Origin of the sequence: Streptomyces sp. NPDC056835 (assembly GCF_042789485.1) — a bacterium.
In the GTDB taxonomy this organism is placed as follows: domain Bacteria; phylum Actinomycetota; class Actinomycetes; order Streptomycetales; family Streptomycetaceae; genus Streptomyces.
The window spans coordinates 247,060-272,681 of record NZ_JBHUBB010000002.1 but is presented as its reverse complement, the minus strand read 5'-3'; the positions used below and the strand labels follow the sequence as shown (position 1 = coordinate 272,681).

Genomic DNA, 25,622 nt, shown 5'->3' with positions numbered 1-25,622 from the left:
CCCGCTGACCCCGGCTACACGAGGCCGGCTACGCGAGGCCGGCTAGGCGAGGTCGGCTACGCGAGGCCGGTCTCGCGCAGGGTGATGTTCAGCCGTCCGCCGCCCAGGCCCGTGGCCGGGTGGGCCGTATCCGGATAGACCTTGGGCACCCCGTGGTACGCGTACCGCGACGGTCCTCCGAAGACGAAGAGGTCCCCGGAGGAGAGCTCGACATCCGTGTACGGTCGCCCCCGGCTCTCCGTATTGCCGAAGCGGAAGACACAGCGATCACCGATGCTCAGGGACACCACCGGCGCCCCGGACCTCTCGTCCTTGTCCTGGTGCATCCCCATCTTCGCGGCGCCCTCGTAGAAGTTGATCAGCGCCGTGTCCGGGGTGTACGCCGCACCGGCCGCCGGATCGCCGTACGCCTCGACCAGCGCCTCGCGCCCCAACCCGACAAGCCAGTCCGGGAACTCCGCGACCCGCGCGCCGTTCACATCGCCCGCGGTACGGGTGTACGCGTACGGCTGCCAGTGCCAGCCCACGCAGACGGTCTGTACGGACATCACACCGCCGCTCGGCAGCACGGTGTGCCGGATCGGCACCGGCCCCCGCGCCCAGCCCCGGCAAGCGACCACCAGCTCCCGCTGCCGCTCCTCGGACAGCCAGGAGGGCACGTGCACGGCGCCGGGAGCGACGACGGCTCGCGGCCTCGGGAACAGTTCTCCGCTCATCACACCAGAGCGCCCTCCAGGCCGAGGAGCCGCTCCTTGCGGTCCACTCCGCCCGCGTACCCCCGCAGCGCCCCGTCCGCGCCGATCACCCGATGACACGGCCGTACGACAAGGAGCGGATTGCGCCCGATCGCGGTCCCGACGGCCCGCACCCCGGCCCCGGACGAGCCGACCTGCCCGGCGATCTGCCCGTAGGTCACGGTCACGCCGTACGGAATGGCGTCCACCGCCTGCCAGACCCGCCGCTGGAAGTCCGTACCGCTGTCCGCGTACTCGATCCGGAACCGCGTCAGCGTGCCGTCGAAATACGCCCCGAGCTGCCCGGCGATCTCCTCGAACGCCTCCGGCGCCCGGCCCCATCCGTCCTCGACGACGGCCGCGCCCTTCTGCCCCGGCAGGGAGAGCGAGGCGAGCGCGACGCCGCCGTTCGCGGTGGCGGACTCCTCGCCGACCAGCAGCAGTTCGCCCAGCGGGCTGTCCAGCGTCGTGTACATGGTCCTGGTCATCACTCGTTCCTCTCCTCGCAGTGCGTTCAGCTGCCTACGAGTAACGAGTCTCCGCCTCCCGCACCGCCGGAGCTGGCGGAATTCGGACAGCACGCCCGGCCGGCGGCCGGGGCGGGAGCGGAGCGCGCGCCCCGCACCCGTGCCGCCTACCTCACCGACGGCTCACCAGCGGTCACCGGCGGCTCACCGGTAGTTCACGAACTGGAGCGCGAAGTCGAAGTCATGCCCCTTCAGCAGGGAGATCACGGTCTGCAGGTCGTCGCGGCTCTTCGAGCTGACCCGCAGCTCGTCGCCCTGCACCTGCGCCTTGACGCCCTTGGGGCCCTCATCGCGGATGATCTTCGCGACCTTCTTGGCGTTGTCCTGGGAGATGCCTTCCTCGATCGAAGCGAAGATCTTGTACTCCTTGCCGGACAGCTGGGGCTCGCCCGCGTCCAGCGCCTTGAGCGAGATCCCGCGCTTGATCAGCTTGGACTGGAAGACGTCGAGGATCGCGTTGACCCGCTCCTCCGAATTCGCCTGCATGAGGATCTTCTCGCCGGACCAGCCGATCGAGGCGCCGACGTTCTTGAAGTCGTAACGCTGCGCGATCTCCTTCGAGGCCTGGTTGAGGGCGTTGTCGATCTCCTGCCGCTCGACCTTCGAGACGATGTCGAAACTGGAGTCGGCCATGTCCTGTGGCTCCTTGTATCGGTGCTGTTCGGGTGCTCATCGCATGCTCGCTGCGCGACCGGACACCGCCGGCCGCTGCCGTAAAGCCTAGTCACCCACGCCCGCCTGGAGTGCTGCTCAAACCGGTGGCAGAGCACCCCCGAGCATCGGGTATCGTTTACGTCGTTGCCACGGAGCACCGCACAAAGCGGCCTCTCCACCTGGCAGCGACATCCCATGGCGGTGTGCCCGAGTGGCCAATGGGAGCGGACTGTAAATCCGTCGGCTTAGCCTACCCAGGTTCGAATCCTGGCGCCGCCACGCGATAGAGATGGCCCCTGATCCACGTCAGACGTGAATCAGGGGCCATTCTCATTTCCGGCTTGTCGTCCGGAGCCGCCCGGAGCCCTCCGGAGCCGTCCGGTCAACGCCCCGCTACCCGCCCGGGGCCAGATCGGCGAGGCGGAACGCCAGCTCCGTCTCCCCGTTGGCCGGGTCCGCTTCCACCCGTGGGTCGGTCTTGTACGACTCCAGTCGGCAGCCCCAGTGCTCCACCCCGTCGACCACGGTCATGTCCCACTCCAGCCCCTCGTGCACCGCCCACTCCCGCAGCCCCCCGGCCACCTCCAACAGCCCGCTGGGATGGCCGAGGTGAGTGATCGTCGCGTAGTGGCCGGCGGGCAGTGTCCCGACGCGGATCTCGCCCTCCGGCTCCGGTGCCGACACCAGCGGGACGCCGGCCTCCACCTCCGACTCGCCGTCCATGTCGATGGTGCGGTAGCGGAAGAACGGCGCCCCCGCCAGTTCGAGCCCCTGGCCGAGCACCCAGCCGATGAGCTCGGGCAGCCGGTCGGCGATCGTCGGAAATTCCTCCATCCGGACGGATTTTCCGATGGCCACGTACGGCTGATCGCCCCGGCGGACGATTTTCGGCAGGCTCACGGACTCGCTCCGGTCCATTTCCTCACCCACGCCCCTCACCCACGCCCTCACTCACACGCTCATCGCTCATGTCCTCGTTCATGAGAGCAAGGACCGCCGCGGGGCCCGGAACTCATCGTCCGCCCGTCGCCGCCTTCACCGCCTCGGCCACCGGCACCGTCCCGCCGATGAGCTCCAGCGTCAGACCCGCGGTCCCGGGGGTCTCCGCCAACTCGGCCAGCACCGCCGCCACATCGTCACGCGGCACCGCCCCCCGTCCCGTCGACTCGGCGAGCTGTACGAGCCCCGTCCCGGGGTCGTTCGTCAGCAGCCCCGGCCGCAGGATCGTCCAGTCGAGCGCGGACCTGGACCGTACGTACATGTCCGCCGCGCCCTTGGCCCGCTGATACACGTCGAAGACGTCGTCGCCCCGGTGCTCCGGGTCCGCGCCCATGGACGAGACGACGAGGTGACGGCGTACGCCCGCGCGCTCGGCGGCGTCCGCGAAGAGCACCGCCGCGCCCTTGTCCACCGTCTCCTTGCGGGCCGCTCCGCTCCCGCCGCCCGCGCCCGCGGCGAACACCGCCGCGTCCGCGTCCTTCAGCACCGCGGCCACCTCCTCGACCGAGGCCGACTCCAGGTCCAGTACGACCGGTTCGGCACCGGCGTCGCGCAGATCCTCCGCCTGCCCCGGGTCGCGGATGATGCCCGCGGCCTCGTGTCCGCGGGCGGCGAGCAGTCGCTCCAGCCGCAGCGCGATCTGACCATGTCCTCCGGCAATCACGATTCGCATGCTCACGACCGTACGTCCGCGGGCCGTTCGCCGCCGACCGGCATCCCGCTCAGGGGCCGGGGTTCCCCAGGACGGACCGTCCCTGCCGGGGCAGTTCGAGCGCGACCGCCGCCGCCGAGTCGCAGTACTCCCGTACGGCGCTCGTCCGCGCCACCACCCGCCCGCGGTGGATGACGATCCTGCTGTACGCGAGAGACAGCGCGCCCTCGATCCGCTCCCCGCGCACGGCGAGCAGCTCCGCCGGAAAACCCGCCTCGACCCGTACCTCGGGCAGTCCCATCACCGCCCGCGCCGCCACGCTCACCGCGTCGTACGCGTCCGCCGCCGGCATCCCGCCCCGCGACGCCAGCAGATACGCGGCCTCCAGCGGATCGCCGCGCCCCACCGGATTCGACACGTCCCGCAGCGCCCCGCTGCCCGCCGCGATCCGCACACCGGCCGCCCGCAGCAGCTGTACGGGGGCGACGCCGCGCTCGGCGCCCGGTGGCCCGGAGCACCATGAGTCCGCGCCGGGCGACGCCGTACCGTGCCGGTCCGCACCGCTCCACCGGTCCGCGCCCACCCGCTCCACATCCGCGCCTTCCACGCCTCCGCAGCCGCCCTGCGGCAGACAGATCACCGTCACGCCGGCCGCCGCCAGCTGGTCTGCGGCCCGCCCCGCCGCCTCGGCGGGCAGTCCGGCCAGCCCCGCGCACGGCCCGAGCGCCACCCCGGGCCGCAGGCCGCCCGCCATCGCGGCCAGCCGGGCGAGCCGGACCGGATCGTCACCGTCCGTATGCAGATCGACGGGACAGCCGTGCTCGGCGGCGATCCCCAGCACCGCTTCCGCGTACCCGGCCGGATCCGGGTCCAGGTCGGGGCAGCCGCCCACCACACCCGCGCCCATCTTCACCGCGTCCCGCAGCATCGCGAGCCCGTCGGCGCCCGCGAGGCCGGTCAGCAGCCGCGGTACGGCGACGGCGGTCAGATTGGCGAGACCGCGCAGCGAACGCCGGGCCTGGAGCACCGCCTCCATCCGGCCCAGCTCCCGCGCGTCCCCGATCCGTACGTGGGAGCGCAGCGCGGTCGCGCCGTGCCCGAGTTGCAGCAGGGTGGCCTCGGTGGCGCGGCGCTGGACATCCTCGGGGGAGTAGGGGCCCGGTCCGTCGGGGGTGAGCGCGGTGAGGGCGGTGTCACTGTGGGCGTGCGGTTCGGCCGGCGCGGGGAGCAGCAGATAGCCGGCCAGATCCAGCCGTGTGCCGTGCGCGGCGAGACTGCCCGCCGTGCCCACGGCCTCGATCCGGCCCGAGCCGAGCCGTACGTCCACGACGCGGCCGTCGGTGAGACGGGCGCCGCACAGGACGAGCGCGGTGGTGTCGGCCGGGGCTCCGTCGAATGGCTGCGGCTGGCTGTCGGGCATCGGGCTCCTGGTGAGGGCTTTCTGGTCGGACTCCGGCGTGCGAGCTCACGCAGCGTGAGTCGACCTTAGGGGCGCCTCGGTCGGCCTTCGAGGAGGAGCGCGACAGTCGTACCGACGAGCCCACCAGTGGCGTACGGGACACCGTGGGACGCGTGGGGCGTGGGGCGGGAAAACGGATTTGGGCGATCGGCAACCGACCGTGTAATGTCTTCATCGCTCGCCCCAATAGCTCAGTCGGTAGAGCGTCTCCATGGTAAGGAGAAGGTCTACGGTTCGATTCCGTATTGGGGCTCAGATGTTCGGTGATCCTCGCCTTCGGGCGAGGAGATCCAACATCGAAGCGGTGTAGCTCAGTCGGTAGAGCAAGCGGCTCATAATCGCTGTGTCACCGGTTCAAGTCCGGTCACCGCTACACAAAGTAGCCGATTGTGGGGTCGGTCCTTCGATCGGCTACTCTTTTCTGCGTTCATCCGTTCATCCGTTGTCCGTCCAAGGAGCACTCACGTGGCTGCCACCGACGTCCGCCCGAAGATCACGCTGGCCTGCGTGGAGTGCAAGGAGCGGAACTACATCACCAAGAAGAACCGGCGTAACAACCCGGACCGTCTTGAGATGAAGAAGCACTGCCCGCGCTGCAACTCGCACACCGCGCACCGCGAAACGCGCTGAATCAGGCTCGTATGCGAGGCCGTCCCCGGTTGGGGACGGCCTCGTGTCGTTTCTCTTGTCCACGTCAAGCTTGTCTACATCAGGCTTGTGGTCATCAACATCAGGAGGGAGCGAGCCAGTGGCGCTCGATCAGTCCTTCGTGGGGCGGAGCTATCCGCCCACCGCGCCGTACGAGGTCGGCCGGGAGAAGATCCGCGAGTTCGCCGAGGCGGTGGGCGACCCCAATCCGGCGTACACCGATCTGGAGGCCGCCAAGGCCCTCGGGCACTGCGATGTGATCGCGCCGCCGACCTTTGTCTTCGCCATCACCTTCAAGGCCGCGGGTGAGGTCATCGCCGATCCGCAGCTGGGTCTGGACTACAGCCGTGTCGTGCACGGTGACCAGAAGTTCGCGTACACCCGCCCCGTGCGGGCGGGCGACCGGCTGAGCGTCACGTCGACCATCGAGGCGATCAAGTCCCTGGCCGGGAACGACATCATCGATGTCCGCGGTGAAGTGCGCGACGAGGCCGGCGAGCATGTCGTGACCGCGTGGACCAAGCTGGTGGCGCGCGCCGCCGAGGGGGCGTGAGGCCGGTGACCGCGAAGATCGGTTACGACGAGGTCGAGATCGGTACGGAGCTGCCGGCCCGTGGCTTCCCCCTCACCCGCGCGACGCTGGTGCGGTACGCGGGCGCTTCCGGGGACTTCAACCCGATCCACTGGAACGAGAAGTTCGCCAAGGAGGTCGGGCTCCCGGACGTCATCGCGCACGGCATGTTCACCATGGCCGAGGCGATCCAGGTGGTGACCGACTGGGTGGGCGACCCGGGAGCCGTCGTCGAGTACGGCGTCCGCTTCACCAAGCCGGTCGTGGTGCCCAATGACGACCAGGGCGCGCTGATCGAGGTCAGCGCCAAGGTCGCGGCCAAGCTGGAGGACAACAAGGTCCGGGTGGATCTGACGGCGATGAGCGCGGGGCAGAAGGTGCTGGGCATGTCCCGCGCCGTTGTCCGGCTCGCCTGAGCGATCGACCGAGCCGGCGATCGACCGAGTCATCGGCTGAGCGATCGACGAGTAAGGGGTGCCCGCAATGGGGAAGAGGCGAAGGAGCGCGAGCCCGCCGCCGTCTGATCCCGTCGGGGCAGGAGCCCCGTCCCGCCGCCGGGCAGGAGCCCCGCCCCGCCGGAGCAGGACCTACGGGCCGTCGAGATCCGATCCCCGGATCCCGGCGGCCCGTACTCTTGTCCCGTGCAGGAACTCCACGACGCCCCCCTCGCCCCACTGACCACCTTCCGCCTCGGCGGCCCGGCGACCCGCCTGGTCACGGCGGTCACCGACGACGAAGTGATCGCCACCGTGCGCGAGGCGGACGCCGCCGGTACGCCGCTGCTGATCATCGGCGGCGGCAGCAATCTGATCATCGGGGACAAGGGCTTCGACGGCACCGCCCTGCGCATCGCGACCAAGGGCTTCTCGTTCGACGGCACCACGCTGGAACTGGCCGCCGGAGAGATCTGGACCGACGCCGTCGCCCGTACCGTCCAAGCGGGCCTGGCCGGCATCGAATGCCTCGCCGGGATCCCCGGCTCGGCCGGTGCCACGCCGATCCAGAACGTCGGCGCGTACGGCCAGGAGGTGTCGAGCACCCTCACCGAGGTCGTCGCCTACGACCGCTCCGCCGGCCGGACGGTCACGCTCACCAACGCCGACTGCGGCTTCTCGTACCGCCACAGCCGGTTCAAGCGGCACCCCGACCGCTGGGTCGTCCTGCGGGTCCGCTTCGCTCTGGAGGACGCGCGGGGGCTCTCCGCCCCGCTCAAGTACGCCGAGACGGCGCGCGTCCTCGGTGTCGAACCCGGCGACCGCGTCCCGGTGGAGACCGCGCGGGACACCGTCCTCAAGCTGCGGGCGGGCAAGGGCATGGTGCTCGACCCCGAGGACCACGACACCTGGTCGGCCGGCTCCTTCTTCACCAACCCGATCCTCACCGACGGGGAGCACGCGGAGTTCGTCGCGCGCGTACGGGCCCGCCTCGGCGACGAGGTGACGCCGCCCGGGTTCCCGGACGGGGAGGGGCGTACGAAGACCTCCGCGGCCTGGCTGATCGACCGGGCCGGTTTCACCAAGGGATACGGCACGGGCCCGGCCCGTATCTCCACCAAGCACACCCTCGCCCTCACCAACCGGGGCGCGGCGACCACCGAGGATCTGCTCGCGCTCGCCCGCGAGGTGGTGGCCGGGGTCCAGGAGGCGTTCGGGATCACGCTGGTCAACGAGCCGGTGACGGTCGGCGTCAGCCTCTAGCGGGTTATCCGGCCGGATAAACGGGCGTCAGTCGGCCAGCCAGCCGTCGATGCCCGTCAGCAGCTTCTCCCGTACCTCCCGCGGCGCCGCCGAGCCACGCACCGACTGCCGCGCCAGCTCGGCCAGTTCGGTGTCGCTGAAGCCCTGGTGCCGGCGGGCCAGCTCGTACTGCGCCGCCAGCCGGGAGCCGAAGAGCAGCGGGTCGTCCGCGCCCAGCGCCATCGGGACCCCGGCGTCGAACAGCGTCCGCAACGGGACGTCCTCCGGCTTCTCGTAGACGCCCAGCGCGACATTCGAGGACGGGCAGACCTCGCAGGTCACCCCGTGCTCCGCGAGTTCGCGCAGCAGTTTCGGGTCCTCCGCCGCGCGGACGCCGTGCCCGATACGGGCCGCCCGCAGATCGTCCAGACAGTCCCGTACGGACGCGGGCCCGGTCAGCTCACCGCCGTGCGGCGCGGCCAGCAGCCCGCCGTCCCTGGCGATCGCGAAGGCCCGGTCGAAGTCCCTGGCCATCCCGCGTCGCTCGTCATTGGAGAGCCCGAAGCCGACGACACCCCGGTCCGCGTACCGCACGGCGAGCCGGGCCAGCGTCCTGGCCTCCAGCGGATGCTTCATCCGGTTCGCCGCCACCAGCACCCGCATCCCCAGACCGGTCTCCCTGGACGCGGTGTCCACGGCGTCCAGGATGATTTCCAGGGCCGGGATCAGTCCGCCGAGATGGGGGGCGTACGAGGTGGGGTCGACCTGGATCTCCAGCCAGCCCGAGCCGTCGCGTACGTCCTCCTCGGCAGCCTCGCGCACCAGCCGCTGGATGTCCTCGGGCGTCCGCAGACAGGACCGGGCGATGTCGTAGAGCCGCTGGAAGCGGAACCAGCCGCGTTCGTCGGTCGCGCGAAGCTTGGGCGGTTCGCCGCTGGTCAGCGCGTCGGGGAGGTGAACGCCGTACTTGTCGGCGAGTTCGAGCAGCGTCGTGGGCCGCATCGAACCGGTGAAGTGCAGATGCAGATGAGCCTTGGGCAGCAGGCTGAGATCGCGGGGGCGGGTGGTGCTCTCCATTCGTAGATCCTGCCGCATGCTCGCGCCGACCGGCAGCCACTTTCCCCGATCGAGATCTTGTCCGAACGCAAAAACGGGCTCCCGGCGATCGCCGGGAGCCCGTCGCGGACCACTCAGTCCCTGGCCTCGCCCAGCAGCTTCTGGATCCTGCCGATGCCCTCCGCCAGGTCCTCGTCACCGAGCGCGTACGACAGCCGCAGATAGCCGGGTGTGCCGAACGCCTCTCCGGGGACGACCGCGACCTCGGCCTCGTCCAGGATCAGCGCGGCCAGCTCGACCGACGTCCGGGGGCGCTTGCCGCGGATCTCCTTGCCCAGCAGGGCCTTCACCGACGGGTACGCGTAGAAGGCGCCCTCCGGCTCCGGGCAGACGACGCCGTCGATCTCGTTCAGCAGCCGCACGATGGTCTGACGGCGCCGGTCGAAGGCGGCACGCATCTCGGCGACCGCGGTGAGGTCACCGGAGACGGCGGCGATCGCCGCGGCCTGCGAGACATTGGCGACATTGGACGTGGCGTGCGACTGGAGGTTGGTCGCGGCCTTGACGACGTCCTTGGGGCCGACGATCCACCCCACACGCCAGCCGGTCATCGCATAGGTCTTGGCCACACCATTGACCACGACGCACTTGTCACGCAGCTCCGGCACGGCGGCCGGCAGGGAGGTGAAGGCGGCGTCGCCGTACACGAGGTGCTCGTAGATCTCGTCCGTCATCACCCACAGCCCGTGCTCGACGGCCCAGCGGCCGATGGCCCCGGTGTCGGCGGGGCTGTAGACGGCGCCCGTCGGGTTCGACGGCGAGACGAAGAGGACGACCTTCGTACGCTCGGTGCGCGCGGCCTCCAACTGCTCGACGGAGACCCGGTAGCCGGTGGTCTCGTCGGCCACGACCTCTACCGGGACACCGCCGGCCAGCCGGATCGACTCGGGGTACGTCGTCCAGTACGGAGCCGGGACGATGACCTCGTCGCCCGGGTCCAGGATGGCCGCGAACGCCTCGTAGATCGCCTGCTTGCCACCATTGGTCACCAGGACCTGGGAGGGCTCGATCTCGTAGCCGGAGTCGCGCAGCGTCTTCGCCACGATCGCGGCCTTGAGCTCGGGGAGCCCCCCGGCCGGCGTGTAGCGGTGGTACTTGGGGTTGCGGCACGCCTCGACAGCGGCATCGACGATGTAGCCGGGCGTCGGGAAGTCGGGCTCGCCGGCGCCGAAGCCGATCACCGGACGCCCGGCCGCCTTCAGGGCCTTGGCCTTGGCGTCCACGGCGAGGGTCGCGGACTCGGAGATCGCGCCGATACGGGCGGAGACCCGGCGCTCGGTCGGAGGGATTGCAGCGCTCATGCGCCCATGGTCCCAGACCCGAAACCTCGTCGGCACACAGGTTTCGCTGGGTGGACACATAGAAGGAGAACGGGCGAGCGGGACGGGGCCACGACTGTCGCGGCGGAAGCTGTTCGACGCGAGGGCCGGGACCACGTACACTCACTCGTCGTTGGCCCTCAGCCACCAGGTCCGTACCGCGCACTCCGTGCGTACGGTCGGATGCGGTAGGTTGGGGAAAACGCAAAGGGTCGTAGCTCAATTGGTAGAGCACTGGTCTCCAAAACCAGCGGTTGGGGGTTCAAGTCCCTCCGGCCCTGCTACACACATCCTCGCCAGGATGTGTGCGCATGTACGTACATTGAATGCATCGCCGTGCGGCTCCCCCGGGCGCGGCACGGCCACGACCCGGAATCAGGTGAGAGAGCGTGACGGACGCCGTGGGCTCCATCGACAAGCCTGATGCCGACGACGAGTCCGCCGAGTCGAAGAAGCCGCGCAAGGGCGGCAAGCGTGGCAAGAAGGGCCCTCTGGGCCGGCTCGCGCTCTTCTACCGCCAGATCGTCGCCGAGCTGCGCAAGGTCGTCTGGCCCACTCGTAACCAGCTGACCACGTACACCACCGTGGTGATTGTCTTCGTCGTCGTCATGATCGGTTTGGTGACCGTGATTGACTATGGCTTCCAGAACGCAATCAAGTACGTCTTCGGCTGATCCCGCGGAGGGAGCCTCGGCGAGGCGTCCCTTTCGCGTGTTCCACCCAATGAGCCAGGAAGAAGCAGCCACCGTGTCTGACCCGAAACTGAACGACGCCAGCGAGTCGGTGGAGTCCCGCGAGGACGAAACCGGCATCGTCGAGGCGGCGGACGCTGTCGAGCCAGACCAGGCCGAAGCCGCTGACGTCGCCGCGGGCGAGCCGGCCGAGGAAGCCGCGCTCCATATCGAGGACGACGAGGACGGCCCCGCGGCGGACGACGCCGACGAGTTCGCCGCTGACGAGGCCGCGAGCGACGCCGACGAGATCGAAGCCGACGAAGAGCCCGAGGTTCCCGTCGACCCCGTCGCCGCCCTCCGTGAGGAACTCCGCGGGCTGCCCGGCGAGTGGTACGTGATCCACACCTACGCGGGCTACGAGAAGCGCGTGAAGGCGAACCTGGAGCAGCGTGCCGTCTCGCTGAACGTCGAGGAGTTCATCTACCAGGCCGAGGTCCCCGAGGAAGAGATCGTCCAGATCAAGAACGGCGAGCGCAAGAACGTTCGCCAGAACAAGCTCCCGGGCTACGTCCTGGTGCGCATGGATCTGACGAACGAGTCCTGGGGCGTCGTCCGTAACACCCCCGGTGTCACCGGCTTCGTGGGCAACGCCTACGACCCGTACCCGCTGACCCTGGACGAGATCGTCAAGATGCTCGCGCCGGAGGCCGAGGAGAAGGCCGCCCGTGAGGCCGCGGAGGCCGAGGGCAAGCCCGCCCCGTCCCGCAAGGTCGAGGTCCAGGTGCTGGACTTCGAGGTCGGCGACTCGGTCACCGTCACCGACGGTCCGTTCGCCACGCTCCAGGCGACCATCAACGAGATCAACGCCGACTCGAAGAAGGTCAAGGGCCTGGTCGAGATCTTCGGCCGCGAGACCCCGGTCGAGCTGAGCTTCGACCAGATCCAGAAGAACTGAGCCCAGCGGGCGGCACGCGCTTCGGCGCCCGCCCGCGCCAGCAGCTTCCGACAGGTCAGACAGGCTCATACCGCTGTCTGACCTGTCGGTTTTTGGCCGCGCACCTATACCCGTTATCGTTGTGCGGTATGCCTCCATCCGGATGACCGGACGGCTGGCTGAAAACTCTCACTAGGACCCGGAGAGAGCAATGCCTCCCAAGAAGAAGAAGGTCACGGGGCTTATCAAGCTCCAGATCAGCGCCGGCGCGGCCAACCCGGCTCCGCCGGTCGGCCCCGCGCTGGGCCAGCACGGCGTCAACATCATGGAGTTCTGCAAGGCCTACAACGCCGCGACCGAGTCGCAGCGTGGCATGGTCGTGCCGGTGGAGATCACGGTCTACGAGGACCGCTCCTTCACCTTCATCACCAAGACGCCGCCGGCCGCCAAGCTGATCCTCAAGGCCGCGGGCGTGGACAAGGGCTCAGGCGAGCCGCACGTCAAGAAGGTCGCGAAGCTCACCCGCGACCAGGTGCGCGAGATCGCCACCACCAAGATGCCCGACCTGAACGCCAACGACCTGGACGCCGCCGAGAAGATCATCGCCGGCACCGCCCGTTCCATGGGCGTCACGGTCGAGGGCTGACCCAGCCGGGCAAGCCCCAGTGGCAGGGCCATGCGCGGCCCGGACCACGACCTCCACACCTGATGAACCACCAGGAGACGAAGTGAAGCGCAGCAAGGCTCTCCGCGGCGCGGACGCCAAGATCGACCGGGAGCGTACGTACGCCCCGCTTGAGGCCGTCCGTATCGCCAAGGACACCACCACCACCAAGTTCGACGGCACCGTCGAGGTGGCCATGCGGCTGGGCGTCGACCCCCGCAAGGCCGACCAGATGGTCCGTGGCACCGTGAACCTTCCGCACGGCACCGGCAAGACCGCCCGGGTCCTGGTCTTCGCGACCGGTGACCGTGCCGAGGCCGCGCGTGCCGCGGGCGCCGACATCGTCGGCGCCGACGAACTCATCGACGAGGTTTCGAAGGGCCGTCTGGACTTCGACGCCGTCGTCGCCACCCCGGACCTCATGGGCAAGGTCGGCCGCCTCGGCCGCGTCCTCGGCCCGCGCGGTCTGATGCCGAACCCCAAGACCGGCACCGTCACCCCCGATGTCACCAAGGCTGTGAACGACATCAAGGGCGGCAAGATCGAGTTCCGCGTCGACAAGCACTCGAACCTGCACTTCATCATCGGCAAGGTCTCCTTCGACGAGACGAAGCTGGTCGAGAACTACGCCGCGGCGCTGGAGGAGGTCCTCCGCCTCAAGCCGTCCGCCGCCAAGGGCCGCTACATCAAGAAGGCGACCCTGGCCACGACGATGGGCCCCGGCATTCCGCTGGACGCCAACCGCACCCGCAACCTCCTCGTGGAGGAGGACCCGGCCGCCGTCTGACACGGACGACAGCCGCGGATCCCGCGTACGAAAAGCCGGTTCCCGCACCTCTCCGGAGGTGCGGGAACCGGCTTTTTTCCGTGCCGGTCTGTCAGAGGCATGGGTTACCGTGCACGGGAGTTGAACTCGTAACCAAGGGGTGGGGCATGAGCACGGTGGTATGGAGGCGCGGGGGCGTCTCGCTGGTGGCGGTGGCTGTCATCGCCGCTGTCGCGGGCTGTCAGAGCGCCGGCGGTACGGCACAGTCCTCGTCAGGGGTCGCGGATGTCATCACCGCCGCTTTCAAGAAGACCTCCGAGGCGAAGTCGGCCAAGGTCCGCATGTCGATGTCGATACCGGCGGGGACGGGCGCGGCGGGCGACATGGAAATGTCCGGCGTCATGGGGTGGGACCCCACGGTGATGGACATGACCATGGACGGATCGGCGCTGGCGGCCGACGCCACGGCCCCGGACAAGATCCGTGTGGTGTGGCTCGACAACGCGATGTACATGGACATGGGCGCCGACGCGGCCAAGGAGATGGAGGGCAAGCGCTGGATGAAGATCGACCTGGGAGCCGTGGCCGAAGCCTCCGGGGACAAGGCGCTCCAGAAGCAGCTGGCGGGCGGCCTGGAGAACATGAACCAGGACCCGGCCCAGCAGCTCGCCCTGCTGCTCGACTCGCCGAATCTGAAGCACGTCGGCAGCGAGAAGGTCGACGGCGTCCAGGCCGAGCACTACAAGGGCACGCTCACGCTCGACGAGATGATGAAGTCCCAGGGGTCACTCGACGTGCTCAGCGAGAAGGAGCGTGCGGACCTCCTCGACTCGATGAAGAAGTCGGGCCTGAAGGGGTACGACACGGAGGTCTGGGTCAACGAGGACGACTATCCGGTGAAGATGGACGTCGGCATGGTCACCGCTCAGGGCGAGGTCACCATGACGGCGCACTACTCCGACTACGGAGCGAAGGTGCGGGTCCAGGCCCCGCCGGCCGGAGAGATCTTCGACGTCGCCGAGCTGCTGGGCAAGCTGGGCGATGCCGGAGCCGGAGCCGCCACCGGCTGATTTGGCACGTGACGTGTCATTCCCGTATTCTTCCCCAGAAGCCAAAGACCGCTGGTCGTTGCCGTGTGCTCGTAAGAGGGTGCGGCGGCCGAAGGATCCGCTAGCTGCGGACGACCCGCGCAGGTGACTGTGGACAGTTCCCGGATTCCATTCGGTCGAGCTACGCCCCGTGCGCCTGCGCCGGGGCGTTTCGTTTTGCCCAGCCCCTTCTGAGCGGTCCTCATCACCCGGAAGGAGGCCGACGCTCATGGCAAGGCCCGACAAGGCTGCCGACGTAGCCGAGCTGACGGACAAGTTCCGCAGCTCGAACGCCGCCGTGCTGACCGAGTACCGGGGTCTCACCGTGGCGCAGCTCAAGGAGCTGCGCCGTTCTCTCGGTGAGAACGCCCAGTACGCCGTGGTGAAGAACACGCTGACCAAGATCGCGGCCAACGAGGCCGGGATCAACACGCTGGACGACCTCTTCGCGGGTCCGACGGCGGTTGCCTTCGTCACCGGTGACCCGGTGGAGTCGGCGAAGGGTCTTCGTGACTTCGCCAAGGAGAACCCCAATCTCGTCATCAAGGGCGGCGTCCTCGATGGCAAGGCGCTGAGCGCCGACGAGATCAAGAAGCTCGCGGACCTTGAGTCCCGCGAGGTTCTGCTCTCCAAGCTGGCAGGTGCCATGAAGGGCAAGCAGTCGCAGGCTGCCTCGCTCTTCCAGGCGCTTCCGTCGAAGTTCGTCCGCACCGCGGAAGCGCTTCGCGTCAAGAAGGAAGAGCAGGGCGGTGCCGGTACGCCGGCTCCCGTCGAGGCCGAGTCCGAGTAATCACGCTCGCTCGGCCGCAGCGGGCCGGTACGCCCGCGGAACTGTACATACGGCACCAGCCGAATTAGTGGAAGGACCGCCATCATGGCGAAGCTCAGCCAGGAAGACCTGCTCGCGCAGTTCGAGGACATGACCCTCATCGAGCTCTCCGCGTTCGTGAAGGCGTTCGAGGAGAAGTTCGACGTCACCGCCGCCGCCGCGGTCGCCGCGCCGGTCGCCGGTGTCCCCGGTGCCCCGGCCGAGGCCGAAGAGGTCCAGGACGAGTTCGACGTCATCCTCACGGGTGCCGGCGAGAAGAAGATCCAGGTCATCAAGGTCGTGCGTGAGCTGACCTCCCTGGGCCTCAAGGAGGCCAAGGACCTCGTGGACGGCGCCCCGAAGCCCGTCCTGGAGAAGGTCGCCAAGGAGGCCGCTGACAAGGCCGCCGAGTCCCTCAAGGGCGCCGGCGCCTCCGTCGAGGTCAAGTGACCTCGTACGAGTCCGTCACCGGCCGCCTGTAGGCGTACGGAGGCAGTCTCGGCGCCGCGAGGCGCGGTGTTGACGCGAAGGGCGATCACCCAGTCGGGTGGTCGCCCTTCCGCGTTCCCGCAGGGGCTGCCTTGCTCTTCGGCGCGCGGCGAGTATCGTGATCATCGCCGCGCTTCCACGCGCCCCGTGACCTTCCGCGTGGGGTGGGGGGCCTTGACGAACCGCACGCAGCGCGCAATTCTCAGGACGCGTCGTCACAATCGATCCGCATCCGAGGCATGGATCGACGGCGAAGAGGGCAGTATCGATGTGCGCCTACGGCGCGAGGCTTGCCGCAGTTGAGTTGCCGCAGTTGAGACAAGGGTGTTGAGAAAAACGAGGGTGTCGGAAAACCCGCTCTGGACATCAGTGTGCCAAGTGGCTACACTGACCCTTTGCGCTGCCTGTTAGCTGCTCCCTGCCCGTCACCAGGGGCACCCCCTCGCAAGAGCATCGGTGAGTGAACGGCCCTGAACTGGGCTTTCTCTCTTCGTGCCCGGCTTGGGACCGGTACGCGCGTAGTGAGTCCGAGCCCTCGGAAGGACCCCCTCTTGGCCGCCTCGCGCAACGCCTCGACCACGAATACGAACAACGGTGCCAGCACCGCCCCGCTGCGCATCTCCTTTGCAAAGATCAAGGAGCCCCTCGAGGTTCCGAACCTCCTGGCGCTGCAGACCGAGAGCTTTGACTGGCTGCTCGGTAACGCCGCTTGGAAGGCTCGTGTCGAGGCGGCTCTGGAGAGTGGGCAAGACGTCCCCAGGAAGTCAGGTCTGGAGGAGATCTTCGAGGAGATCTCTCCGATCGAGGACTTCTCCGGGTCGATGTCGCTGACCTTCCGCGATCACCGCTTCGAGCCGTCCAAGAACTCCATCGACGAGTGCAAGGAGCGCGACTTCACGTTCGCCGCCCCGCTCTTCGTCACGGCTGAGTTCACCAACAACGAGACCGGCGAGATCAAGTCCCAGACGGTCTTCATGGGCGATTTCCCGCTCATGACCAACAAGGGCACCTTCGTCATCAACGGCACCGAGCGTGTCGTGGTGTCCCAGCTGGTCCGCTCGCCGGGTGTCTACTTCGACTCGTCGATCGACAAGACGTCCGACAAGGACATCTTCTCCGCCAAGATCATCCCGTCCCGGGGTGCCTGGCTGGAGATGGAGATCGACAAGCGCGACATGGTCGGTGTCCGTATCGACCGCAAGCGCAAGCAGTCCGTGACCGTCCTCCTCAAGGCTCTCGGTTGGACCACCGAGCAGATCCTGGAGGAGTTCGGCGAGTACGAGTCCATGCGCGCCACCCTGGAGAAGGACCACACCCAGGGACAGGACGACGCGCTGCTCGACATCTACCGCAAGCTGCGTCCGGGCGAGCCCCCGACGCGCGAGGCGGCTCAGACGCTGCTGGAGAACCTCTACTTCAACCCGAAGCGCTACGACCTCGCGAAGGTCGGCCGCTACAAGGTGAACAAGAAGCTCGGCGCGGACGAGCCGCTGGACGCCGGCGTGCTCACCACCGACGATGTCATCGCGACCATCAAGTACCTGGTCAAGCTGCACGCCGGGGAGACCGAGACGGTCGGCGAGAACGGCACCCAGATCGTCGTCGAGACCGACGACATCGACCACTTCGGCAACCGTCGTCTGCGTAACGTCGGCGAGCTCATCCAGAACCAGGTCCGTACGGGTCTGGCGAGGATGGAGCGCGTCGTGCGCGAGCGCATGACGACCCAGGACGTCGAGGCGATCACGCCGCAGACCCTGATCAACATCCGGCCGGTCGTCGCCTCCATCAAGGAGTTCTTCGGCACCAGCCAGCTGTCGCAGTTCATGGACCAGAACAACCCGCTGTCGGGTCTCACCCACAAGCGCCGTCTGTCGGCGCTCGGCCCGGGTGGTCTGTCCCGTGAGCGGGCCGGCTTCGAGGTCCGTGACGTGCACCCGTCGCACTACGGGCGTATGTGTCCGATCGAGACCCCTGAAGGCCCGAACATCGGTCTGATCGGCTCGCTCGCCTCGTACGGCCGGGTCAACGCGTTCGGCTTCGTCGAGACTCCGTACCGCAAGGTCACCGACGGCCAGGTCACCGACGAGGTGGACTACCTGACCGCCGACGAGGAGGACAGGTTCGTCATCGCCCAGGCGAACGCGACGCTCTCCGACGAGCTGCGCTTCACCGAGCCCCGCGTCCTGGTCCGCCGCCGTGGTGGAGAGGTCGACTACGTGCCCGGCACGGACGTCGACTACATGGATGTCTCGCCGCGCCAGATGGTGTCGGTCGCGACCGCCATGATCCCGTTCCTGGAGCACGACGACGCCAACCGTGCCCTCATGGGCGCGAACATGATGCGCCAGGCCGTGCCCCTGATCACGTCCGAGGCGCCGCTGGTCGGCACCGGCATGGAGTACCGCTGCGCGGTCGACGCCGGTGACGTCATCAAGGCGGAGAAGGAGGGTGTGGTCCAGGAGGTCTCCGCGGACTACATCACCGTCGCCAACGACGACGGCACGTACACCACGTACCGCATCGCCAAGTTCTCCCGCTCCAACCAGGGCACCTCGGTCAACCAGAAGGTTGTCGTCAACGAGGGCGACCGGGTCGTCGAGAGCCAGGTCCTCGCCGATGGTCCCGCCACCCAGCAGGGTGAGATGGCGCTCGGCAAGAACCTCCTCGTGGCGTTCATGCCGTGGGAGGGCCACAACTACGAAGACGCGATCATCCTCAGCCAGCGGCTGGTCCAGGACGACGTCCTCTCCTCGATCCACATCGAGGAGCACGAGGTCGACGCCCGTGACACCAAGCTGGGCCCGGAGGAGATCACCCGGGACATCCCGAACGTCTCGGAGGAGGTCCTCGCGGACCTCGACGAGCGCGGCATCATCCGGATCGGTGCCGAGGTCGTCGCCGGAGACATCCTGGTCGGCAAGGTCACGCCCAAGGGTGAGACCGAGCTGACCCCGGAGGAGCGTCTGCTCCGCGCGATCTTCGGTGAGAAGGCCCGTGAGGTCCGTGACACCTCGCTGAAGGTGCCGCACGGCGAGACCGGCAAGGTCATCGGCGTACGGGTCTTCGACCGCGAGGAGGGCGACGAGCTGCCGCCGGGCGTGAACCAGCTGGTTCGCGTGTACGTCGCGCAGAAGCGCAAGATCACCGACGGTGACAAGCTCGCCGGCCGTCACGGCAACAAGGGCGTCATCTCGAAGATCCTGCCGATCGAGGACATGCCGTTCCTGGAGGACGGCACCCCGGTCGACATCATCCTCAACCCGCTGGGTGTCCCGTCCCGAATGAACCCGGGACAGGTCCTGGAGATCCACCTCGGCTGGCTCGCCAGCCAGGGCTGGAAGGTCGAGGGCAGCGAGGAGTGGATGGAGCGGCTGAAGGCCATCGGCGCCGACGAGGTCGCCGCCGGCACCAACGTCGCCACCCCGGTCTTCGACGGTGCCCGTGAGGACGAGATCTCCGGTCTCTTCGAGGCGACGATCCCGAACCGCGACGGCAACCGGATGGTCCAGCCGTCCGGCAAGGCGCACCTGTTCGACGGCCGCTCCGGTGAGCCGTTCCCGGACCCGATCTCGATCGGGTACATGTACATCCTCAAGCTCCACCACTTGGTCGACGACAAGCTGCACGCGCGTTCGACCGGCCCGTACTCGATGATCACCCAGCAGCCGCTGGGTGGTAAGGCCCAGTTCGGCGGTCAGCGCTTCGGTGAGATGGAGGTGTGGGCGCTGGAGGCTTATGGCGCCGCGTACGCCCTCCAGGAGCTGCTGACGATCAAGTCCGACGACGTGACCGGCCGCGTGAAGGTCTACGAGGCCATCGTCAAGGGCGAGAACATCCCCGAACCCGGCATTCCCGAGTCCTTCAAGGTGCTCATCAAGGAAATGCAGTCGCTCTGCCTCAACGTGGAGGTGCTGTCCTCGGACGGCATGTCCATCGAGATGCGTGACACGGACGAGGACGTCTTCCGCGCGGCGGAGGAGCTCGGTATCGACCTGTCCCGGCGCGAGCCGAGCAGCGTCGAAGAGGTCTGACGGGTTCGCCGGCCGGATCCCGTATCCGGCCGGCTCTCCCCGGACCCGTTCAGACCATTGCTGAAGTGCCCCATCTACTCGCTGACGCGAGGGGCTCGAACCCCCGAAAGAGGGATTGACGACAAGTGCTCGACGTCAACTTCTTCGACGAGCTGCGGATCGGCCTTGCCACCGCGGACGACATCCGGACCTGGTCGCACGGCGAAGTGAAGAAGCCGGAGACCATCAACTACCGCACGCTCAAGCCCGAGAAGGACGGACTCTTCTGCGAGAAGATCTTCGGTCCTACCCGGGACTGGGAGTGCTACTGCGGCAAGTACAAGCGTGTCCGCTTCAAGGGCATCATCTGTGAGCGCTGTGGCGTGGAAGTCACGCGCGCCAAGGTGCGCCGTGAGCGGATGGGCCACATTGAGCTGGCCGCGCCCGTGACCCACATCTGGTACTTCAAGGGCGTCCCGTCACGCCTCGGGTACCTGCTCGACCTCGCGCCGAAGGACCTCGAAAAGGTCATCTACTTCGCCGCGTACATGATCACGTTCGTGGACGAGGAGCGCCGCACGCGCGACCTGCCGTCGCTGGAGGCTCATGTCTCCGTCGAGCGCCAGCAGGTCGAGAACCGCCGCGACGCCGACCTCGAAGCCCGCGCCAAGAAGCTTGAGACCGACCTGGCCGAGCTGGAGGCCGAGGGCGCCAAGGCCGATGTGCGCCGCAAGGTGCGCGAGGGCGCCGAGCGTGAGATGAAGCAGCTGCGCGACCGCGCGCAGCGCGAGATCGACCGTCTCGACGAGGTGTGGAACCGCTTCAAGAACCTCAAGGTCCAGGACCTGGAGGGCGACGAGCTGCTCTACCGCGAGCTGCGTGACCGCTTCGGCACGTACTTCGACGGTTCGATGGGTGCCGCGGCGCTGCAGAAGCGCCTGGAGTCCTTCGACCTGGACGAGGAGGCCGAGCGCCTCCGCGAGATCATCCGTACCGGCAAGGGCCAGAAGAAGACCCGTGCGCTCAAGCGCCTCAAGGTCGTCTCCGCGTTCCTGCAGACCAGCAACAGCCCCAAGGGCATGGTGCTGGACTGCGTGCCGGTCATCCCGCCGGACCTGCGTCCGATGGTGCAGCTGGACGGTGGCCGCTTCGCGACCTCCGACCTGAACGACCTGTACCGCCGTGTGATCAACCGCAACAACCGCCTCAAGCGTCTCCTTGACCTCGGTGCCCCCGAGATCATCGTGAACAACGAGAAGCGGATGCTGCAGGAGGCCGTCGACGCGCTGTTCGACAACGGCCGCCGCGGTCGCCCGGTGACCGGTCCCGGTAACCGTCCGCTGAAGTCCCTGAGCGACATGCTCAAGGGCAAGCAGGGCCGGTTCCGTCAGAACCTGCTCGGCAAGCGAGTCGACTACTCGGCCCGTTCCGTGATCGTCGTCGGTCCGCAGCTCAAGCTGCACCAGTGCGGTCTGCCGAAGGCCATGGCGCTGGAGCTCTTCAAGCCGTTCGTGATGAAGCGCCTGGTGGATCTGAACCACGCGCAGAACATCAAGTCGGCGAAGCGCATGGTCGAGCGCGGCCGTACGGTCGTGTACGACGTGCTCGAAGAGGTCATCGCCGAGCACCCGGTGCTGCTGAACCGTGCGCCGACCCTGCACCGTCTGGGCATCCAGGCCTTCGAGCCGCAGCTGGTCGAGGGCAAGGCCATCCAGATCCACCCGCTCGTCTGCACCGCGTTCAACGCGGACTTCGACGGTGACCAGATGGCCGTCCACCTGCCGCTCTCCGCGGAGGCGCAGGCCGAGGCCCGCATCCTGATGCTGTCCTCGAACAACATCCTGAAGCCGGCCGACGGTCGTCCCGTCACCATGCCGACCCAGGACATGGTGCTCGGTCTCTTCTTCCTCACGACGGACGAGGAAGAGCGCAAGGTCATCGGCGAGGGCCGGTCCTTCGGCTCCACCGCCGAGGCGACCATGGCGTTCGACAACCGGGAGCTCTCGCTCCAGGCGAAGGTCGACATCCGCTTCCCGGTGGGCACCATCCCGCCGCGCGGCTGGACCCCGCCGGCCGCCGAGGAGGCCGACACGGACGGCACCGCGGTGCCGTGGCAGCAGGGCGACCCGTTCCGGCTGCGTACGACCCTGGGCCGCGCGCTCTTCAACGAGCTGCTGCCCGAGGACTACCCGTTCGTCGACTACTCGGTGGGCAAGAAGCAGCTCTCCGAGATCGTCAACGACCTCGCCGAGCGCTACCCCAAGGTCATCGTGGCGGCGACGCTCGACAACCTGAAGGCGGCCGGCTTCTTCTGGGCGACCCGTTCCGGTGTCACCGTCGCCATCTCCGATGTCGTCGTGCCCGAGGCGAAGAAGGCGATCGTCCAGGGTTACGAGGCGCAGGACGAGAAGGTCCAGAAGCAGTACGAGCGCGGTCTGATCACCAAGGACGAGCGCACGCAGGAGCTCATCGCGATCTGGACCAAGGCGACCAATGAGGTCGCCGAGGCGATGAACGCGAACTTCCCGAAGACCAACCCCATCTTCATGATGGTCAACTCGGGTGCTCGCGGAAACATGATGCAGATGCGTCAGATCGCCGGTATGCGTGGTCTGGTGTCCAACGCCAAGAACGAGACGATCCCGCGTCCCATCAAGGCGTCCTTCCGTGAGGGTCTGTCGGTGCTGGAGTACTTCATCTCCACGCACGGTGCCCGAAAGGGTCTGGCCGACACCGCTCTGCGTACCGCCGACTCGGGTTACCTGACCCGTCGTCTGGTGGACGTCTCGCAGGACGTGATCATCCGCGAGGAGGACTGCGGCACCGACCGCGGTCTGAAGCTGCGGATCGCCGAGCGCGGCGCCGACGGTGTGCTGCGCAAGGCGGAGGACGTCGAGACGTCCGTGTACGCGCGGATGCTCGCCGAGGACGTCGTCGTCGACGGCAAGGTCATCGCGCCGGCAAATGTCGACCTGGGCGATGTCCTGATCGACGCCGTCGTGGCCGCCGGGGTCGAGGAGGTCAAGACCCGCTCGGTCCTGACCTGCGAGTCCGCGGTCGGCACCTGTGCCTTCTGCTACGGCCGCTCGCTGGCCACCGGCAAGCTGGTCGACATCGGTGAGGCGGTCGGCATCATCGCCGCCCAGTCCATCGGTGAGCCCGGTACCCAGCTGACGATGCGTACCTTCCACACCGGTGGTGTGGCCGGTGACGACATCACCCAGGGTCTGCCCCGAGTCGTCGAGCTCTTCGAAGCCCGTACGCCCAAGGGTGTCGCCCCGATCTCGGAGGCGGCCGGCCGCGTCCGTATCGAGGAGACCGAGAAGACCAAGAAGCTCGTCGTCACCCCGGACGACGGCAGCGACGAGACGCCGTTCCCGATCTCGAAGCGTGCCCGTCTGCTCGTGGGCGAGGGCGACCACGTCGAGGTGGGCCAGAAGCTCACCGTGGGTGCCACCAACCCGCACGACGTGCTGCGGATCCTCGGTCAGCGCGCGGTCCAGGTCCACCTGGTCGGCGAGGTCCAGAAGGTCTACAACTCGCAGGGTGTGTCGATCCACGACAAGCACATCGAGATCATCATCCGGCAGATGCTGCGCCGTGTGACGATCATCGAGTCCGGCGACGCGGAGCTGCTGCCGGGCGAGCTGGTGGAGCGCTCGAAGTTCGAGACCGAGAACCGTCGTGTGGTCACGGAAGGCGGCCACCCGGCCTCCGGCCGTCCGCAGCTGATGGGTATCACCAAGGCGTCGCTGGCCACCGAGTCGTGGCTGTCGGCGGCGTCCTTCCAGGAGACGACCAGGGTCCTCACCGACGCGGCGATCAACGCCAAGTCGGACTCCCTGATCGGCCTCAAGGAGAACGTCATCATCGGTAAGCTCATCCCGGCCGGTACGGGTCTGTCCCGCTACCGCAACATCCGGGTCGAGCCGACCGAGGAAGCCAAGGCCGCGATGTACTCGGCCGTCGGCTACGACGACATCGACTACTCGCCGTTCGGCACGGGCTCCGGCCAGGCCGTTCCGCTGGAGGACTACGACTACGGTCCGTACAACCAGTAAGGCGTGAGCGAACGGAGGGCGGCCATCCTGTACGGGGTGGCCGCCCTTCGGCGTTTCATTCCGCTTCTTCTTTCCTTCCTCCTTTCCGTCGTATGAGTGAATGAATCTTCATCGAGTTCGTCAGGTGACAGTGGAACGCCTGTGGGGTAGTCACAGGCGAATATGTACTTGTTATGTCGGCCCATGTGGAAGGCCTTCCGTTCTGTTTGCGGTGCCGTCCCTCGTGGTGGTTCTTGTCAATCTGTACGCCTTGCGCAAGGGCGGAGATGGGAGCGGTCGGGGCGGCGTGCAGCGGGTGAATGCGTGAATCACTACTGGTCGGCCGGTGGCTACGTCGGGGTTATCTGCGAATACCCGACAGCAGATGGAGGGAAGCTTCCGTTAAATGATCCTCAAAATTCCCGCAAGGCAATGCTCTCGTTCGAAGTGACCAGTCGGGTCGGATTCGGCATGCTTATATGCTGCATAGCGGTCGCGCTGTTCGTGGCGCCTGCGGTGGGCTTTTTTCTCACGTTTTGACGACGGTACGAACCGGCGCTGGAGTGGGCGGGACCACCGTCAGGGCCGGACGTCCGGCGACGACCTCTCCGATGGGCCGCGTCGCGCCCCCGTTGCCCGCCGTTCACCAGGGGGACGTCCGGCGTGTCGGGGGGCCCGGCATTTGTTTTGACCGGAGTCCATGAGGTAGGTACGCTCAGACCTTGTGCCTGGGGTGTGCCTGGGCTCCTGTGCGTGTCCTCAACCGCACGCGAGCTTGAGCACCGGCCACCGTAATCCGCGCCCTCCTCGCCTTCGGTGAGGCCGTGCGGTATTCGACACACCCGACCGCGTGGGTCGGAGGTGTTCCAGGTTAGTTTCACTAACGGCACACAGAAACCGGAGAAGTAGTGCCTACGATCCAGCAGCTGGTCCGGAAGGGCCGGCAGGACAAGGTCGAGAAGAACAAGACGCCCGCACTTGAGGGTTCCCCTCAGCGCCGCGGCGTCTGCACGCGTGTCTTCACGACCACCCCGAAGAAGCCGAACTCGGCCCTCCGTAAGGTCGCGCGTGTGCGTCTGACCTCCGGCATCGAGGTCACGGCCTACATTCCGGGTGAGGGACACAACCTGCAGGAGCACTCCATCGTGCTCGTGCGTGGTGGCCGTGTGAAGGACCTGCCGGGTGTTCGCTACAAGATCATCCGCGGCTCCCTTGACACCCAGGGCGTCAAGAACCGCAAGCAGGCCCGCAGCCGCTACGGCGCCAAGAAGGAGAAGTAAGAATGCCTCGTAAGGGCCCCGCCCCGAAGCGCCCGGTCATCATCGACCCGGTCTACGGTTCTCCTCTTGTCACGTCGCTGATCAACAAGCTTCTGCTCAACGGCAAGCGTTCCACTGCCGAGCGGATCGTGTACGGCGCCATGGAAGGCCTCCGCGAGAAGACCGGCAACGACCCGGTCATCACGCTGAAGCGCGCGCTTGAGAACGTCAAGCCCACGCTTGAGGTCAAGTCCCGCCGTGTCGGTGGCGCCACCTACCAGGTGCCGATCGAGGTCAAGCCCGGTCGCGCCGCCACCCTCGCTCTGCGCTGGGTCGTGGGTTACTCCCGCGCCCGTCGCGAGAAGACCATGACCGAACGCCTCATGAACGAGCTGCTCGACGCCTCCAACGGTCTCGGCGCCTCGGTCAAGAAGCGTGAGGACACGCACAAGATGGCCGAGTCCAACAAGGCCTTCGCGCACTACCGCTGGTAGTCGCTACCCACATCGAGACCGAGAGAAGATTGAGCCTT

At 67.7% G+C, this 25,622-nt stretch carries 23 protein-coding genes and 4 tRNA genes; 19 read left to right on the top strand and 8 right to left on the bottom strand.

Translation table 11 applies throughout. From position 1 onward, the window contains the following. Positions 1–56: 56 nt before the first annotated feature. From ACFRMN_RS03760 to ACFRMN_RS03750, 3 genes are all read right to left on the bottom strand, one after another. On the bottom strand, positions 57–716 hold the full coding sequence (locus tag ACFRMN_RS03760; RefSeq protein WP_383012650.1) for an alpha-ketoglutarate-dependent dioxygenase AlkB family protein: 660 nt from the start codon (positions 714–716) through the stop codon (positions 57–59). Then, on the bottom strand, positions 716–1,222 hold the full coding sequence (locus ACFRMN_RS03755; protein WP_383012647.1) for a methylated-DNA--[protein]-cysteine S-methyltransferase: 507 nt from the start codon (positions 1,220–1,222) through the stop codon (positions 716–718). Before ACFRMN_RS03755 ends, ACFRMN_RS03760 begins: the two co-directional genes overlap by 1 nt. A gap of 183 nt (positions 1,223–1,405) precedes the next feature. Next, positions 1,406–1,894: a YajQ family cyclic di-GMP-binding protein gene (locus ACFRMN_RS03750; protein ID WP_383012644.1), complete on the bottom strand. Its 489-nt coding sequence runs from the start codon at positions 1,892–1,894 to the stop codon at positions 1,406–1,408. A 218-nt stretch (positions 1,895–2,112) separates the two neighbouring features. Here ACFRMN_RS03750 and ACFRMN_RS03745 point away from each other — a divergent pair. After that, positions 2,113–2,194: transfer RNA gene (locus ACFRMN_RS03745), tRNA-Tyr, on the top strand. 114 nt (positions 2,195–2,308) lie between these two features. Here the strand turns inward: ACFRMN_RS03745 and ACFRMN_RS03740 are convergent. From ACFRMN_RS03740 to ACFRMN_RS03730, 3 genes are all read right to left on the bottom strand, one after another. Beyond that, positions 2,309–2,815, bottom strand: coding sequence for a GyrI-like domain-containing protein (locus ACFRMN_RS03740; RefSeq protein ID WP_383012641.1), 507 nt, complete (start codon positions 2,813–2,815; stop codon positions 2,309–2,311). Positions 2,816–2,927: 112 nt separating this feature from the next. After that, positions 2,928–3,587 (bottom strand): SDR family oxidoreductase, encoded by a 660-nt coding sequence (locus ACFRMN_RS03735; RefSeq protein ID WP_383012638.1) that lies wholly within the window; start codon positions 3,585–3,587, stop codon positions 2,928–2,930. A gap of 49 nt (positions 3,588–3,636) precedes the next feature. Continuing rightward, positions 3,637–4,986, bottom strand: a complete 1,350-nt coding sequence (locus tag ACFRMN_RS03730; RefSeq protein WP_383012635.1) for an amidohydrolase family protein — start codon at positions 4,984–4,986, stop codon at positions 3,637–3,639. A 219-nt stretch (positions 4,987–5,205) separates the two neighbouring features. On the opposite strand from ACFRMN_RS03730, the gene ACFRMN_RS03725 reads away from it, so the two are divergent. From ACFRMN_RS03725 to ACFRMN_RS03700, 6 genes are all read left to right on the top strand, one after another. Continuing rightward, positions 5,206–5,278, top strand: a tRNA-Thr gene (locus tag ACFRMN_RS03725). 47 nt (positions 5,279–5,325) lie between these two features. Further along, a tRNA-Met gene (locus ACFRMN_RS03720) sits at positions 5,326–5,398 on the top strand. Between the two features lie 92 nt (positions 5,399–5,490). After that, positions 5,491–5,655 (top strand): 50S ribosomal protein L33, encoded by a 165-nt coding sequence (gene rpmG, locus ACFRMN_RS03715; protein ID WP_003956487.1) that lies wholly within the window; start codon positions 5,491–5,493, stop codon positions 5,653–5,655. 118 nt (positions 5,656–5,773) lie between these two features. Continuing rightward, entirely contained in the window at positions 5,774–6,226 is a 453-nt protein-coding gene (locus ACFRMN_RS03710; RefSeq protein ID WP_249948353.1) for a MaoC family dehydratase N-terminal domain-containing protein, read from the top strand. 5 nt (positions 6,227–6,231) lie between these two features. Continuing rightward, the gene (locus tag ACFRMN_RS03705) at positions 6,232–6,660 is read left to right on the top strand and encodes a MaoC family dehydratase (RefSeq protein WP_383012632.1); all 429 of its coding nucleotides are present in this window, start codon (positions 6,232–6,234) and stop codon (positions 6,658–6,660) included. Positions 6,661–6,885: 225 nt separating this feature from the next. Further along, positions 6,886–7,941 (top strand): UDP-N-acetylmuramate dehydrogenase, encoded by a 1,056-nt coding sequence (locus ACFRMN_RS03700; RefSeq protein ID WP_383012629.1) that lies wholly within the window; start codon positions 6,886–6,888, stop codon positions 7,939–7,941. Positions 7,942–7,968: 27 nt separating this feature from the next. Here ACFRMN_RS03700 and ACFRMN_RS03695 read toward each other — a convergent pair whose 3' ends face one another. Together ACFRMN_RS03695 and ACFRMN_RS03690 are read right to left on the bottom strand one after the other, a co-directional pair. Further along, complete coding sequence (locus tag ACFRMN_RS03695) at positions 7,969–9,015, bottom strand: adenosine deaminase (protein WP_383012626.1); 1,047 nt, start codon at positions 9,013–9,015, stop codon at positions 7,969–7,971. Between the two features lie 95 nt (positions 9,016–9,110). Beyond that, a complete protein-coding gene (locus tag ACFRMN_RS03690) occupies positions 9,111–10,337 on the bottom strand; it encodes a pyridoxal phosphate-dependent aminotransferase (RefSeq protein ID WP_383012623.1) in 1,227 nt (408 codons plus the stop codon). A gap of 226 nt (positions 10,338–10,563) precedes the next feature. Between ACFRMN_RS03690 and ACFRMN_RS03685 the strand changes: the two genes are divergently transcribed. The 12 genes from ACFRMN_RS03685 to rpsG all read left to right on the top strand — a co-directional run bounded on the left by ACFRMN_RS03685 (position 10,564) and on the right by rpsG (position 25,584). Continuing rightward, positions 10,564–10,636 (top strand) — tRNA-Trp (locus ACFRMN_RS03685). Between the two features lie 108 nt (positions 10,637–10,744). Continuing rightward, positions 10,745–11,029 carry a preprotein translocase subunit SecE gene (gene secE, locus ACFRMN_RS03680; protein ID WP_249948346.1) on the top strand — a complete coding sequence of 95 codons (285 nt, stop codon included), beginning with the start codon at positions 10,745–10,747 and terminating at the stop codon, positions 11,027–11,029. Between the two features lie 73 nt (positions 11,030–11,102). Then, positions 11,103–11,984 carry a transcription termination/antitermination protein NusG gene (gene nusG / locus ACFRMN_RS03675; protein ID WP_383012620.1) on the top strand — a complete coding sequence of 294 codons (882 nt, stop codon included), beginning with the start codon at positions 11,103–11,105 and terminating at the stop codon, positions 11,982–11,984. 190 nt (positions 11,985–12,174) lie between these two features. Beyond that, entirely contained in the window at positions 12,175–12,609 is a 435-nt protein-coding gene (gene rplK / locus ACFRMN_RS03670) for a 50S ribosomal protein L11 (protein ID WP_030351419.1), read from the top strand. An 82-nt stretch (positions 12,610–12,691) separates the two neighbouring features. Next, positions 12,692–13,414 carry a 50S ribosomal protein L1 gene (gene rplA / locus ACFRMN_RS03665; protein ID WP_365748952.1) on the top strand — a complete coding sequence of 241 codons (723 nt, stop codon included), beginning with the start codon at positions 12,692–12,694 and terminating at the stop codon, positions 13,412–13,414. A gap of 146 nt (positions 13,415–13,560) precedes the next feature. Then, positions 13,561–14,463 carry a hypothetical protein gene (locus ACFRMN_RS03660; RefSeq protein WP_383012617.1) on the top strand — a complete coding sequence of 301 codons (903 nt, stop codon included), beginning with the start codon at positions 13,561–13,563 and terminating at the stop codon, positions 14,461–14,463. A gap of 247 nt (positions 14,464–14,710) precedes the next feature. Continuing rightward, on the top strand, positions 14,711–15,271 hold the full coding sequence (gene rplJ / locus ACFRMN_RS03655) for a 50S ribosomal protein L10 (protein ID WP_383012614.1): 561 nt from the start codon (positions 14,711–14,713) through the stop codon (positions 15,269–15,271). A gap of 84 nt (positions 15,272–15,355) precedes the next feature. After that, positions 15,356–15,739, top strand: coding sequence for a 50S ribosomal protein L7/L12 (rplL, locus tag ACFRMN_RS03650; RefSeq protein ID WP_382882982.1), 384 nt, complete (start codon positions 15,356–15,358; stop codon positions 15,737–15,739). Between the two features lie 590 nt (positions 15,740–16,329). Beyond that, on the top strand, positions 16,330–19,812 hold the full coding sequence (gene rpoB / locus ACFRMN_RS03645) for a DNA-directed RNA polymerase subunit beta (protein ID WP_365908020.1): 3,483 nt from the start codon (positions 16,330–16,332) through the stop codon (positions 19,810–19,812). A 125-nt stretch (positions 19,813–19,937) separates the two neighbouring features. After that, complete coding sequence (locus tag ACFRMN_RS03640) at positions 19,938–23,852, top strand: DNA-directed RNA polymerase subunit beta' (RefSeq protein WP_030351424.1); 3,915 nt, start codon at positions 19,938–19,940, stop codon at positions 23,850–23,852. An 887-nt stretch (positions 23,853–24,739) separates the two neighbouring features. Then, the gene (rpsL, locus tag ACFRMN_RS03635; RefSeq protein ID WP_003948652.1) at positions 24,740–25,111 is read left to right on the top strand and encodes a 30S ribosomal protein S12; all 372 of its coding nucleotides are present in this window, start codon (positions 24,740–24,742) and stop codon (positions 25,109–25,111) included. Positions 25,112–25,113: 2 nt separating this feature from the next. Further along, complete coding sequence (gene rpsG, locus ACFRMN_RS03630) at positions 25,114–25,584, top strand: 30S ribosomal protein S7 (protein WP_030351427.1); 471 nt, start codon at positions 25,114–25,116, stop codon at positions 25,582–25,584. Positions 25,585–25,622 lie beyond the last annotated feature (38 nt).